9 protein-coding genes are annotated in these 13,876 nt (G+C 58.1%); 4 read left to right on the top strand and 5 right to left on the bottom strand.

What is annotated here, in order from left to right:
• Window positions 1-9: 9 nt before the first annotated feature.
• Together F3I21_RS11760 and F3I21_RS11755 are read right to left on the bottom strand one after the other, a co-directional pair.
• Window positions 10-5,988 carry an autotransporter outer membrane beta-barrel domain-containing protein gene (locus tag F3I21_RS11760; RefSeq protein WP_150058973.1) on the bottom strand — a complete coding sequence of 1,993 codons (5,979 nt, stop codon included), beginning with the start codon at window positions 5,986-5,988 and terminating at the stop codon, window positions 10-12.
• Window positions 5,989-6,288: 300 nt separating this feature from the next.
• The gene (locus F3I21_RS11755) at window positions 6,289-7,425 is read right to left on the bottom strand and encodes an acyltransferase family protein (protein WP_220496544.1); all 1,137 of its coding nucleotides are present in this window, start codon (window positions 7,423-7,425) and stop codon (window positions 6,289-6,291) included.
• Between the two features lie 560 nt (window positions 7,426-7,985).
• Here F3I21_RS11755 and F3I21_RS11750 point away from each other — a divergent pair.
• Complete coding sequence (locus F3I21_RS11750) at window positions 7,986-8,786, top strand: SGNH/GDSL hydrolase family protein (protein ID WP_072208996.1); 801 nt, start codon at window positions 7,986-7,988, stop codon at window positions 8,784-8,786.
• Window positions 8,787-9,143: 357 nt separating this feature from the next.
• On the opposite strand, the gene F3I21_RS11745 is transcribed toward F3I21_RS11750, so the two are convergent.
• Window positions 9,144-10,088 carry an AraC family transcriptional regulator gene (locus F3I21_RS11745; protein ID WP_150058971.1) on the bottom strand — a complete coding sequence of 315 codons (945 nt, stop codon included), beginning with the start codon at window positions 10,086-10,088 and terminating at the stop codon, window positions 9,144-9,146.
• Between the two features lie 99 nt (window positions 10,089-10,187).
• Here F3I21_RS11745 and F3I21_RS11740 point away from each other — a divergent pair, with 99 nt between their 5' ends.
• A complete protein-coding gene (locus tag F3I21_RS11740) occupies window positions 10,188-10,934 on the top strand; it encodes an SDR family oxidoreductase (RefSeq protein ID WP_150058970.1) in 747 nt (248 codons plus the stop codon).
• On the opposite strand, the gene F3I21_RS11735 is transcribed toward F3I21_RS11740, so the two are convergent.
• Both F3I21_RS11735 and F3I21_RS11730 read right to left on the bottom strand, forming a co-directional pair.
• The gene (locus F3I21_RS11735; protein WP_021509070.1) at window positions 10,931-11,359 is read right to left on the bottom strand and encodes an NUDIX hydrolase; all 429 of its coding nucleotides are present in this window, start codon (window positions 11,357-11,359) and stop codon (window positions 10,931-10,933) included. The two genes, F3I21_RS11740 and F3I21_RS11735, sit on opposite strands and share 4 nt — an antisense overlap.
• Window positions 11,360-11,439: 80 nt before the next feature.
• Window positions 11,440-12,588: a CynX/NimT family MFS transporter gene (locus F3I21_RS11730; RefSeq protein WP_223815665.1), complete on the bottom strand. Its 1,149-nt coding sequence runs from the start codon at window positions 12,586-12,588 to the stop codon at window positions 11,440-11,442.
• Between the two features lie 110 nt (window positions 12,589-12,698).
• On the opposite strand from F3I21_RS11730, the gene F3I21_RS11725 reads away from it, so the two are divergent.
• Together F3I21_RS11725 and cybB are read left to right on the top strand one after the other, a co-directional pair.
• Complete coding sequence (locus tag F3I21_RS11725) at window positions 12,699-13,187, top strand: MarR family winged helix-turn-helix transcriptional regulator (protein ID WP_150058969.1); 489 nt, start codon at window positions 12,699-12,701, stop codon at window positions 13,185-13,187.
• 87 nt (window positions 13,188-13,274) lie between these two features.
• Window positions 13,275-13,814: a cytochrome b561 gene (gene cybB, locus F3I21_RS11720; protein WP_031280003.1), complete on the top strand. Its 540-nt coding sequence runs from the start codon at window positions 13,275-13,277 to the stop codon at window positions 13,812-13,814.
• Window positions 13,815-13,876 lie beyond the last annotated feature (62 nt).

Below are 13,876 nucleotides of genomic sequence, written 5' to 3'. Positions count from 1 at the left end.
TTTAAGCGATCAAAACGACCAGCGCACCCCGGCATTGTAGCGCCAGCCTTTGACGCCATTGCCGGCAATCTCTTCGCGGTAATCCGCCTCGGCATACAGCGCCACGTTGTTGATCAGCGTCGCCGTGCCGCCGAGGCCGACGTCCCACATCTGGCCAAATTTGCCGCTGCTGAAGCTCTGGCTCAGGTCGCTGGCGCTGGCGCCGACCCTGACCTGCGCCGTACCGCCCCAGCCGCGATAATAGTTAGCGCGCAGATACGGCGTGTACTGGTTCTGACTGCTGTCCTGCCAGCTGCGCGCCACGCGTGCGCCGAGCCGGCCAATGGTTTGATCGTAATCGTTATAAGAGACGCGCGCGCCGTCATCATCGGTAAAACTGTCCATGTTCATACGCAGCCAGCTAACCTGTGCCTGCGGTTCCAGGCGCACATCACCCGCCAGCATCAGTGGATAGCCAGACTCGACTGACGCCGTCCAGCCGTGCCCTTTGGGTTTGGCGACCGCTTTCTGCCGCGCAATGTCGGTTTCGCCACGGTAGCCGCTCCAGCTCAGCGAACCATCTACATACCAGCCACTGCTGCGCAGCCAGGTGCCATAAAGTGACAACGTATCGCTATCAAAGCTGGTGGAGCTGTACCCGTCAGCGGCATGCGGGCGAATGCGCGTGTTGCCGCGCGTATAGGCGACGCCGCCACGTACGCTATCTTCAGCGCCATCGGCGCGCAGCAAATTGCCGCCGAGCTGTACGGCGCTGTAGTTGAGGTCGAAGTCATAACCCCAGGCGTCCAGGCCGCGATTGCTTCGATACTGCAAATCCGAACCGAGGTAGCGGATAAACATCTCTGCGTTGTCTGCCGGCTGCTGGCGCAATTCGCCGAGACGCTTATGCAGATCGTCAGTGACTGCCAGCGAGTAGTACGCCAGCCCGACCGGTGCGGAGATCCAGGACGGCACCTGCGGCGTAACCGCCGGACGTACCGCCTTCACCGCACTGCCCGCCTGCGGCTGGCACAGCGAGCCATCGCTGCAGATGAAATTGTTTGCCAGACGATAGTCCCATACGTTGCCGCCCGCGCTACTGCCCCGTGCAAAACTGTACAGACCATACTGCCACGGCCCGGCTGCCACATAGCCATTGCTCAGCCTGAAGCTGTCGGCGCTGGCGCTGCCGGTCACCTGCGCCAGCGAAACGCCTTCGCTAGCGGCAATAACGTTGTCACGATTAGTGTCCAGCAGCCCGCCGCCCTGCAGGCGGTCATCCACCCAGGTCGTGCCGCTGGCGTTACCGTTAACAAGCAGCACGTCGCTGTGGGTGGCTGTCGAATTGAGTTTCAGGCGGCCCTGCGCGGAGGCCAGACTACCTTCGATGGTCAGGGTATTTGCCGCCAAATTGCCACCGTTGGTCAGGTCGAGCGTGCCTGCATTATTCACTACCAGCGAATCATTGCTGGCCCCCTGCAGCCGCGCGTTAACGCCATCGCCGGCGAACAGCGTGGACCCGGCATCGATATTAATGGTGCTGTGCGCCAGTTTAATGTTGTCGCTCAGCGTCCACTGCGTATCGATGAAGTTCAGCGTGCTCCAGCCCGCGCCGAGGTTGGTGCCTTTGGTGAGGTCGTCCTGCCGGAACGAACCGCCGCGCGCATTGAGCTGGCTGAGGTTCAGCGTGCTATCCGCGCCGCCGCTGGTGATATGACGGGTCTGGTTCAGGCTGATAGCCTGCACCGTCGCCTGATTCGCGCTGCCGTCACCCATACTCAGGCCGCCATCCAGCGTGCCGCCCGTAACCAGCAGCGTATCGCTGCCGTTGCCGGTGTTCACTTCGCCCGTGACTTTGCCCGCCAGCAGTGCCACCACATCACGGGTCGCGCCGCCCGCCACTACCACCTGATCGGCGTACGGCGCATCCAGCGTGCCCTGGTTGATAAACACCGTCTCGCCGCCGCGCAAATCAATGAGCGGTGCGACGCGGCTTTGTGAGCGGATGGTGCCCTGGTTGATCACCTGGCTGGCGCTGCGGGTGACAATCGCCGAACCGCCATCGGCATCGCGGATATCAATCAGGCCCTGAGCAATCACCCGTCCACGGGTGTTGGCACGCACGCCGGTGCCGCTGCCGTTGACTTCAATGCGGTAGTCGCGCCCAATCACTAAATCGTTGCCCGTGGTCGATCCATCTGCGTTTTCAAAACGATAGCCGGTACCGCCTGCGCCGACGTGAATCTGCGCGCTGCCCGCCGGATCGAACGAGGTGGCAGAGCGAATGCCGGTGCCACCATTGGCCTTGAAGCGCACATTACTCAGCGAAATATCACTGATGCCGGCGCGATTGTTCAGCGCAGTGCCGCTGCCGTAAGCGCCGATGATGATGTCGTTGGCTTCAAAGCGCTGCGCACCGCTGTCGAGCAGCAAACCATCGGCTTTGCCGTAAGCCGCCAGCGTGCTGGCCCCCTGCCCGTCGCCGTAAATTTTCATCGCGCCGCCGGAGCCCACGCGCAGCGCGGCGGTGCCGTCATTCACACGTAAGGTACTGTCGAGCGGGACATACTGGCCATAACCGCTGCTGACATCCACGCCGGTGCCGTTGGCGACGCTAACCGTGCCTCGGTTGATAAAGTTACCGCCATCGTGCACCCGGGCCCCGGTACTGTTGCGGCCACGCAAATCCACTACGCCCTGCTGCTGATTAAACAGGCGCGCGTCGCCGCTGACATCAAACGCCGTGGCGTTGTGCCCGGTGCCGGTGATGAGCGAGGCGGCGTAGACCTCGGTGCCATCGCCTGTCGCCTGCGCGCCGAGGGTGTTTTTGCCGTTCAGCGCGATTAGGCTGGTAATGATCCCCTGCGCGCGATCGCTGGCGCGCAACACGGTGGCACCCTTACCGGTGACCTGATAAACATCGGTGCTGGATACCAGCGCATCCGTCCCGCTGACCACGATGCCGGTGCTGTCCCTGCCGCTCAGCGTGACGTTGCCAAAGCCCTGGTTGTACAGCCACGCGCCGTTGCGGATTTCATACAACGTCGAGTTACGACTGCTGACATCAATCGGGCTGCCGTTGACGATCAGGCGTGAGCCGGGATCGAAAGCCTGATAGCCGATCTGCTGTGCGTCATGGAACACCACGCGGCTGTTCGTGCCCAGCGTAATACGACCGCCGGCAAAGGCTTTCGCGCCGACCACGTTATCGCCGTACAGATTAATCGTGCCGTTCTGGTTAATCCGCCCCAGCTGGTGATACGAGACCGCACCGAAGGTGGTGGTTTGCTGGGTGCTCTGACCGCTGTAGAGATTAAGCGTGCCGCTATTGTTAATCTCCGTCAGGGTTTTGCCGTCGCCGGCGCCCGGATAGCCATCGGCGAACAGTGCCCGGCCGTTACGTAAAATGTTGATATCGCCGCGGTTGTCGACCGTTGCGCCATACTGCGCGTAGATACCCGTTACGCCTTCACCCCGCAGGGAGATCGCGCCGCGATTCACCAGCCGCGCATGATTCATCACGGTAAACGGCTGCTGGTTATTGGCGCGGCCGTCTATCGCCGCCTGATTGATCAGTAAAGTGTTCGGGTCGAACTGCGTATTAGGGTTAACAACGTTACCCTGCAGCGTATAGCGATTACCGTCAGCGATGGCGACGCGGGCATCAGACCCGTTGAGGTGAATACGCGTTGCGGCATCAATGGTGGCGCGGGCGCCATCAGTAATGGTCAGCCCGCTGGCAAAGCTGGCGATGTTCAGCGTCGCGCCGTGGGTATCAATGTCGGTGCCGGCACCGCTGCCGTACACACCGGTCGCAAACGGGCTGTTCATCGACAAAGTCAGGCCGCGCCCTTCAAAATCCGCTCCCTGCTCGACGCGAAAAATCGTGCCGTTCCACACGGAGGCGCTGTAGCGGCCGTTGGCCGGCAGATTAATGCGCGCATCCGGGCCGATACGGTAGAAACTGATCTGTCCGCTATCCAGCATGCTGTCGCTGCCGCTGGAGGTGGGAATGGCGCGGGCGCTAACGTTGACCGTTGCCTGGCCTTCAGCACGAATCCCGATGCCCGCTTTGCCGCTGAGCCGGATTGGGCCGGTGATATCGGCACTGGCGTGACCGCCCGGTTCGCCAGTTACCCACACCGCCGTATTGTTGGTGCCGCCAAAGCGGTCGGCGTCACCCGCCACGTTGATCGCGCCGCTGGAGAAGGCGTGCGCCTGATTGCCCGCCGTGGCGATCACTTTCAGGCCGGTGCTGTTATAGCCATTCAGATTGAGGGTACCGCGGTTGCCCACCTGGCCGCCGCTGCCGGAATCCATCGCCAGCATGGCGATATTTTCGCGCGGTAGCGCCTGCGCCATACCGTTGACGTCGATAACACCGTTATTCAGTGACACCGCGTTGGGCCCGGCCTCGATGCGCATGCCAACCGCGTTCTCGACTTTTGAGCCGATAACAATACGGCCATCATTGATGGCACGCGAGTCGAGCAGGCCGGAAATGGCGCTGATGCCACCGCCGAGGCTGACCGCGACATCCTGCGTGACGTCGCCCTTATGATTTTGCGGTGTGCGGCCGAGGTAAATCGTGCCATCGCGCGCGTTGACGAAGCTGCCCTCGCCGCTGAAACTCACCGCTGCTGCTGAGGAGCCGTTCGCCACATCGTGAATGCCGATGTTAATATTGCCGTGGTTGACCGCGCTGCTGCTGCCGAGAAATAAGCCGGCGGTGCCCCACGGCGCATCACCGATATGCACATTGAGCACGCCATTGTTGCGGAACTCACTGTCATAAATCGCTGACACCGCCGTGCCCGCATAGCCGAGGGAATCCTCCGCCACGCCCCGTCCATTGGCGGCGTTGAAAAAACCGCTGTTGATGACACCATTATTGATACCGCGCGCGCCGCTGATCAGCTCCAGCGCGCCCGCTTCGGATGAGAGCGCGTTACTGGTCGCCAGTTTTCCGGCGATAATCGCCGTTGCACCGTTGCTGGCGCGCATCACGGCGCTGGCGCTGTTGGCCACTTCCAGCGTTTTGCCGCGATTGATTTTCACACTGGCTTTCGCGCCATCGGCACTCAGCACCACCTGATCGCCCAGTGCGGCAGCCACTTCATCATCGTAATTACCGGTGCTCATGCGGTAAACCACACGACCGTCGCGCAGGCTGAACGCCTGGTTCAGCGCGGCGTTATAACTTTCCGGGCTCAGGTTGCCGCCACTAATCTGGTCAATCAGCCAGTCGTTATAGTTCCGCAATTCATTGAGATTACTGACGTAGTACGCGTTGCTGCTGCCATCCTTGAGCGTGACATCAAACAGACCGGCGTAGGTCACCACGCCTCCGGCATCAAATGCCAGCCGATCGCCACCGTACGGCGGCGTGGCGGCGGTAAAGCGGATGCGGTTATTACTGTCCCAGTTAATCTGGCCGTTATTACTGCTGGCAAATAACTGACTCTGTTTGGCCGCCATTGACCAGCGATTGGTGCTGGCGTTAGCGGCTGCGCCTTGCTGACCAATATTGATATTTAACCGGCCATTAGTGACTGTCGCCTCGCGCGCATCAATATATTGCTTATCGTTCACATCATAATAATCTGGCACTACCGTAGCGCCATTAATTTCCGCCGGCGCAATCATTTCCGCACTGTTATAAACCTGATAGACACGATAACTGCCTGTTTCTTCATCCGGAATACCAATAGCGTAATTTTGTGCGCCGAGTTGCAGGCGGGGCTCGCCGATTAAATTGTCATTAATAATACGCCCAACCTTTTGTAGTTCACCCAGCGTGACGCTGCTCATGCCACTTTCTCCAGCGGCAAAGCGCGGCACGCCGCTTAGCGTCTGGGTGGAACCATTACATAAGCAATAAGCGCCAACTTTATCGTCGTTGCGCTCGGGAGTGAAAGGTTTTAATACCACCGCCGATACCGGTGTGGCAGGCAGCATTAAGCCCTGCGCAGCAAGCAGGCTCAGCAACAAAGGATTTAATTTAAACACACTATTGTCCTCACCAGAGAAAAGACAAATGCCGCACAGCGAATGCGCAGTGCGGGGAAATAGCGAAGCGAAATATATTGTCGTAATAGCTTACGGCTGGAAATCCGTTGAAATGAGTATTACCGCGATCAGCTTAAAACGTCCAGTTTGACTTAAGGAATTGTGATGACGGCGATAAGCTTTAGGAATTGCGCTAACGGCCTGAGATAATTATCTGGAACTAAAAATGCGGAAAATGGCAAAAATCAGATGGCGGGAAATAATACCCGGCACGCCAGTGGCTGCCGGGCATGATGACAATTACAGTCGCGCTTCGACCGGCACCGCCACTTTTTTATCTTTCGGCTTGAGGCCAAACATGAACGAGGCGAAGCGTGAACGTTTGACGATGGCGTAACACACCGCGCTCAGCGCAATGCCGAGGGCAAAATCGATCAGGACATACAGGACTGACAGGTTATCCGGTAACCAGACATCCAGCAGCCATGAGAAAATGATCACCACCGGATAGTGCAGCAAATAGATGATCAGCGCGGAATCCACAATCGCCGTCAGAATGCGACTCTCTTTCACGTTGATGCGTTCGAAGCTAAATACCAGCCAGTAGGACAGCATCACCGACAGCACGCTTCCCAGCATCACCGGCACATATTTCATTACCCCGGTGATATGGTTATGCGCGACAACATAGCAGGCGGCCCACACCGCCAGCACCAGCGCGGCCACCAGCCAGCCATTCATCAGTTTACTGTTGGCGTACCGGGCAATTTTCTCGCGGTTGACGTATAACGCAAAACCAGCGGTATAGTAGACGAGGAAACGTGCGGTCACCGGGATGAGCTCGACAAATTCACCGCGCCCTTTCACCAGAAACTTCAGCACGAAGCAGGCGTTACCGAGAACCACCAGCGTGGCGATCAGCATTGGCAACGACATTTTGCCCAGCTGACGGGCGCTCCACTGATAGAACGCGCCAGGTACCAGCAGCGACATCACCGACAGCGACACGAGGAACCACAGGTGGTGCATCATGGTATAGCTGTTTAGCCAGCCTTCGAGACTCAGCGGGGTGTTATTCATCTGTCCCGCGATAAAATACATCAGCGGCGGAATAAACAGATAGGCTGATATCAGCGGAATCAGGACGCGCTTACGGCGATTATCCGTAAAGAATTTCTGCCCTTTGCGCAAAATAATCAGCGCGGAGAACATGCCCGAAAGAAAGAAGAACACTTCCATCCTGAAGGTGTGCACCATGCTCAGCAGTGCCGTGAATATTTCCGAGGGATCGCGCTGCGCGACATAATACCAGCCATTCTCACCCGGTAAACTCCGTGAGGCGTGTAATAACACCCCTTCCAGAATTAGGCCGGCACGCAGCAGATCCAGGCCAATATTGCGGCTGGATAAAAAGGATTCTGTTTTCACATTGCACATCCTGAAATGAGTTGTAACGCAATCATAATGATTCAGTCAGAATGCTAACACCGGATTAATCTGTATACATTATGTTTAGAAACGTTTCGGAATTTCGCCATAGTGTAAAGAATGTCACTGTGCAATGGCTATAAAGCTTAAGCCAGAATGTTCTGATGGTAAAAGTTATCGTCAGGCAGTGCTTATTAGCAGCTAACTGCCGGAAAAACAGCGAAAACCCACTCTTTTACATCAGGTTGTGGATTAACGGTTCGACTCGTAGTGCGAAAATTCGCTAATCAAACCGCGTTATGTCCTGAAGCAACCGTGATGTTTTAAGCAGGCGTCAATGCGGGATTTTCTGGCTGAAGAGTGAATGCTGGACAAGGTTTGATTTTATGTGACTGTATTTAAATAACTTTTATTCGGCGAGCAGCTTTTGTCTCAGAGTTGACCTAATTTTCACCTCGCAACCGTGCTTTCGGATTGTTGACCCGCAATCTCCCCTGTTAAGGTAATTCGCTTACGGTAAACAACCGATTCTCCATGTAACCTTGAGTATCAAAAGGCGGAAATTTGTTATGCAACGAGCGCTATCTGGCATCGTCACTTTGCTGATTACCACAGCCTGTCTGTGCAATACCGCATTCGCCGAAAGCGGCAAGCCCGATAATAACTTTATTATTGAAGCCTATGGCGGTTCCAGTACGCGCGGTGCCATGGCGATAAAGGAAAATGGCAAATTGCGCGCAATCTATATTAAAGACAATGAGATTGCTCTGATTAACCAGTGGTTACAGGAGAAGTACGGCGATGGCATCCGCGTAGTGAATAAAGGTGCGTCCTCATCGCAGGCCATGGACCTGTTAAATGGCAAATATTTCTACAAGAATAATAAAAGCTGGCGCGAAGAGATGAAGAAATCGCCGGCAAAAATCATTTTGCTGAATTTTGCCACCAACGATGCACGCCATTTCCATTTCCGCGATATAGAAAAGGATTACCAGGTTAGCCCGGATAAATATACCCAGGTGATGACACAGCTGATCACTATTGCCCGTGAAGAGGGTAAGCAGGTGATATTACAGGAGCCGCACCCGATTTGTGGCCGCGCGGAGAAATGGCACGTTGCACCTTACGTCACCAAACTGGACGCGCTGGCTAAAGCGGAGTCGGTGCCGCTGGCGCGTCAGTATCAGCGCATCCTGCAGATGAAAGACTGGCAGTCGCTGATGTCACCCGATTGTATTCATCCGTCCGAACAGCTGTACCGCATGAAAGCAGAGGAAACTTTTTCGGTGCTGGTCTCCCACTTTAATACCGAGCTGGCTGCTGCCGGGCATGGCAAAAACCCGGATGGCGAGCAGGTGGCGAAACGCTAAGCCGGTGATTGGCTGACCGGTGAAAACGGCTTAACGCTATTGTAGCGTTATGGCTGTCTTGTATGGTCGTCTGTGGCGCAGGCAAGTATTCCCTGGTCGCCATAAATGGCGACCCTACAAGGTAACTGCGCAGTTTTATAATATGTTTTGGGTCACCATAAATGGCGACCCTACGGGTTAATTGCACGGTTTTATAATGTGTTTTGGCTCACCATAAATGGTGGCCCTGCCGGGTAACGGCACGGTTTTGTAGGGTGCGCATTGATGCGCACCGGCTTTAACAGGGTATTTTTGAACTGAACGGCATTGCACGCTTTATGGCGGCCCGTTTTACGCTGGCGGCCACTGCGGGCGTGATTAACTTACCTGGGCGATTGCTGGCTCAGCTTCTGCGGTGCCGCTGCGCCGTTCCGCGCCAGCGAAGCCGGTCGGCGTCTGGCCGGTGAAGCGGGTGAAAGCGATGCTGAAGGCGCTGGCAGAGCGGTAACCCACCCGTTCAGCCACGTCGGCTACTGACAGGCGGCTGCTGCGCAGCAGATTTTTCGCCAGCGCCATGCGCCACGTCAGCAGATATGCCATCGGCGCCATGCCCACTGCATCGCGAAAACGCACGAAAAACGCCGAGCGCGATAGCGCCGCGTGTTTCGCCAGCTGGGGCACCGTCCAGCCATGGGCTGGCCTGGCGTGGATGGCGCGAATCGCCCCGGCCAGCCGCTCATCGGCCAGTCCCCGCATCACGCCAGGCGATGCATTCGCCGCGGGCATTGCGCGCAGCGCCTCGATCAGCAGTAATTCCAGCAAACGTTCCAGCACGATCTGCCGTGCCGGACGCTGTGCACGACACTCATCCCTGACCAGCTGCACCAGCGTGGTCAGGCGCGATACGCCACGCACATGAATAAACTGTGGCAGTAACGAGACAATCAATCCCGCGTCAGGTGCGGCAAACTGGCAATAACCAATCAGCGTCTGAACCTCGGCTGGCTGCTGCCGATCGCCAAGCCACACTTCGCCCGGCGCAAGCATCTCCGGCATCGAATCAGGCGCATCTGCGGCCGGTGGCTGCTCGCTGGTCATGCAAAACTCCCACGCGGCCGGAATCAGGACAAAATCCCCCGGCTCAAGCGCAACCGGAGGATGACCTTTCATTTCCAGTCGGGTGCGCCCCTCCAGCACCACGCAGTAAAACGGCTGGCCGGTCTCACTGCGCTGCACACGCCATAATCCATTGGCACGCGCGCGTTTGGAATAAGCCGCCCCGGGCTGTAACAGTGACACCATTTCGGCGAGCGGATCGATCATAATGGACTCCTGCAAATGAAACCAGGACTGTACGTTGTAGTGAGTCCGGTAGTGGCACTCTATAGTGAGCTCTTACCCAACGCAATGCAGGAGTGAACCATGAAAACCATTTTAATCACCGGCTGCTCTTCTGGTTTTGGTCATGCTACCGCGCTCTGGTTTCTGGAGCGCGGCTGGAAAGTCATCGCCACCATGCGCACCCCGCGCGCCGAACTGTTTCCTGAATCCGCCCATCTGCGCCTGTTGCCACTGGATGTCACCGATGCCACCAGCATCAGGCAAACGCTGGCTGAAGCAGGAGAGATTGATGTGCTGGTCAACAATGCCGGCATCGGATTATTAACCTCGCTGGAAGGCGCGCCGATGTCCTCAGTGCGGGAGGTGTTCGAAACCAACACGCTGGGCACCATCGCCATGACGCAGGCGGTCATCCCGCAGTTTCGCGCTAAAAACAGTGGCATGGTGATCAATGTGACCTCGACGGTGACGCTGAAATCTCTGCCGATGCTGGCGGTTTATACCGGCAGCAAAGCGGCCGTCAACGCCTTTACCGAGTCGCTGGCGCTGGAACTGCAGCCCTTTAATGTTCAGGTGAAACTGGTATTACCCGGGATGGCTCCCACCACCGACTTTGGCAAAAATGCCCGGCCGCGCATGGAAAACACCTTGCTCGAGCCTTACCAGCCGATGTTTGATGGCATCATCGCCGGCATGCAGCAGCCCCAGCCAACCACTAAAGCACAGGACGTTGCCGCTGCCGTGTGGCGTGCCGCGACCGATCCCGCCACACCGATGCGCATCCCGGCCGGAGAAGATGCCGAAGCCTCGATGAAGCAATACGGTTAGCGATCTTTGCGCTGGGCCAGCGCCTGCAGTGCTGCCAGACCGTCGCGCGCCAGCCAGCTTTGCAGCGGGGCAAACAACGGTTCAGGCAGCGCCTCAGGCGCGAACCAGTGCCAGCCTGCGCACTTATCCGGTTCCCGTAACTGCGGCTCGCCGCTGGCGTCCGGCGCTACCATCAACAGCGTAATATAGTGCCGGTTGACCGCCGGAAACACATCGCTGACGAAGGCGCCGTTGTGTACGCTGTGCAGCTGTAGACCGGTCTCCTCCAGCACTTCCCGCCGCGCACAGGCTTCCGGTGATTCACCAAACTCCAGATGGCCGCCCGGCGCCGACCAGTCACCGGCACCGTGGCTGCCTTTACGCTGGCCGAGCAACAGCTTGCCATCGCGGAAAATTAATACGCCAACACCGACCTGCGGGGACATCATTGCTCCTGATTTATCGATCCTCTCACTCTGCACGGTTTATAAAACAGCGCACCCCGCCTGACAATGGTTTCCTGCCGTTATCGCTGGGGTTTGAGTCGCAGCGCCATCAGCATCAGTAGCAGCACGCCCGCCGCCATGATCTGCCACGCGCTGTCGAGCGATGCCGCGCGGTCGCGCACGATGCCGGCTATCAGCGGCATCAGCGCGGCCAGCATATAGCCGCCGCCCTGCACAAACGACAGCAGCGCAGTGGCTTCTTCCGGCGTACGGGCATGATCAAGCGTGACAATCAGCGATAGCGGAAACAGCGCACCGATCCCCAATCCCAGCAGCAGCGTCGGCAACCAGGCGCGTTCGCCGCCCAGCCAGAGCAGTGCGATCAGCCCCAGCAGGAGGGAAGCCAGCACCAGCAGCAGCGGCCAGCGGCGATCGCGGCAGCGATGAATCAGCGCGGAGAGCATAAATCCGGCGGCGACTTCGGTCAGGGTTAATGCGCCCAGCACGTAGCCGCTCTGCGCCGGCAGCCAGCCGTGTTGCATGTAAAATGGCGGCAGCCACGCCAGCACCAGCGTGTAAGCACCGGTGCCGATGCCAAAAAACAGCATCAACAGCCAGGCGCGCGGCGTGCGGTGTACGCCGCCGGCCGGTGGCGTGTTTACTCTCGTGGTCACAGGCTGCAGGCGCAGCCACAGAATCAATGCGATCAGCGCCGGTAGCGACGGCAGCATCAGGGCGATCGTCAGTCCGGCATGGCTGGCGAGCGGCGCGGCGCTGGCAGCGGCCACTGCGGCTCCGGCCATAATACCGGTGGTGAACAGTGCCATTAGCGTACCGGCACGCGAGGCGAAGTGACGTTTAATGAGCGCGGGCATCAGCACCTGGATCAGCCCGATGCCGCAGCCGGCCAGCAGCGCGCTGGCGGTTAGCATGGCGGCGCTGTGATCGACGCCACGCGCGCCACCCGCGAACACCAGTACTATCAGGCCAGCGGTAATGCCGCGCGCTTCACCCAGCCTGCGCAGCAGCAGCGGTCCGGCCAGCGCCGCCAGCCCCATCATAATGACCGGCAGCGTCGTCAGCAGGCTCAGCTGCGTGGCACTGAGATCTGCATCGTGCTGCAGTTGCAGGAACAGCGGTCCGATGGCCGCCATCACCGGACGCAAATTCAACGCCACTACAAAAACCAGTAAAGCAAACAAGCCAATAGCAGGTAAGGTACGATTCACATTCTGTCTCCATACACCAAAGTATCTTAACGTTAAGATACTTTGCGGAAGAACGATAGCGGGTGCGCACAAAGCGACACATTGCCCGCCGTGAACTGATGAGAATTGACATGACTGACCACGTAGATTTTGTCGTTGCGCAATGGGCCAGCGCCATGCCGGAGCTGGACGCCTCTTCCATGGCGATTTTTGGCCGCATGCTGCGCCTGATGAAGCTTCTGGCGAAAAAGCGCGCTGAGGCGCTGGCGCCCTTTGGTTTTCGCGACGGCGAATTTGATGTGCTGGCGACGCTGCGGCGTGCCGGCGCACCTTACCGGCTGTCGCCCACGCAGCTCTACAAATCGCTGCTGGTCACCTCCGGTGCCATGACCAACCGGCTTAACCGGCTGGAAGAAGAGGGCTTGATTGCGCGTGTTGCCGATGCCGATGATAAGCGCAGCACGCTGGTGACGCTGACGCCGGCCGGGCTGGCGAAGATTGAGCAGGCGCTGCAGGTGCATACGCAAACGCAGAACGCGCTGCTGGCCACGCTGGACGATCGGCAGCAGCAGCAGCTTGCCACCCTGCTGCGTCAGCTGTTGCAGGCAGCCGAACAGTAAGCCGAACGGGATGTGGCAAAAAATGAATTAATTCAGCGCGTTTTTCGCTATGTTAAGCATCCCACACCGCTTATTTTCGGACTGGCTATGCGTAACAAATATGCCCCTGCGCAAATCTTTATTCACTGGCTGACGCTGGTACTGGTGGCCACCGCTTACTGCACCATGGAGTTTCGCGGCTTATTCACGCGCGGATCCTGGCAAGGCTACACCATGATCGTCGGACATTTCAGCGCCGGCAGTTGTGTGCTGTTGCTGATGCTGTCACGCATTGTGCTGCGTTTTCGCCATCGCAGCCCGAAAATCGAACCCCAGCCGCCACACTGGCAAACCGGACTGGCGCATCTGATGCATCTGGCGATCTATCTGTTCTTTATCGTGCTGCCGATTCTTGGCATTCTTTCGCGCTTTTACATGGGCCGTAACTGGTGGATTTTTGCGATTCCGATGCCGGTCAGCGCCAGCCCGGATCCTGACTTTGCCGATATGCTGAGCGACTGGCACGAAACCCTCGCGCCCTACGGCTACTGGCTGATTGGTCTGCACGCGGCGGCCGCGCTGGTGCATCATTATCTGATTAAAGACAATACGTTGCTGCGCATGATGCCGTCACGGCGAAACGGATGAAAGGAATAAAACGGTCGCCTGATGTGGCGACCGTCCTGATTTACGCCGCGTGCCGGCGATCT

Source organism: Pantoea sp. B_9 (genome assembly GCF_008632015.1).
GTDB lineage: Bacteria > Pseudomonadota > Gammaproteobacteria > Enterobacterales > Enterobacteriaceae > Pantoea > Pantoea dispersa.
Note: the sequence above shows the minus strand (reverse complement) of the source record. Positions and strands in the feature narration are given on the sequence as shown.

Coding starts and splice junctions, on each gene's coding strand:
- F3I21_RS11755 (WP_220496544.1), bottom strand. CDS start 7,425: ATGTGCAATGTGAAAACAGAATCCTTTTTATCCAGCCGCAATATTGGC.
- F3I21_RS11750 (WP_072208996.1), top strand. CDS start 7,986: ATGCAACGAGCGCTATCTGGCATCGTCACTTTGCTGATTACCACAGCC.
- F3I21_RS11745 (WP_150058971.1), bottom strand. CDS start 10,088: ATGATCGATCCGCTCGCCGAAATGGTGTCACTGTTACAGCCCGGGGCG.
- F3I21_RS11740 (WP_150058970.1), top strand. CDS start 10,188: ATGAAAACCATTTTAATCACCGGCTGCTCTTCTGGTTTTGGTCATGCT.
- F3I21_RS11735 (WP_021509070.1), bottom strand. CDS start 11,359: ATGTCCCCGCAGGTCGGTGTTGGCGTATTAATTTTCCGCGATGGCAAG.
- F3I21_RS11725 (WP_150058969.1), top strand. CDS start 12,699: ATGACTGACCACGTAGATTTTGTCGTTGCGCAATGGGCCAGCGCCATG.
- cybB (WP_031280003.1), top strand. CDS start 13,275: ATGCGTAACAAATATGCCCCTGCGCAAATCTTTATTCACTGGCTGACG.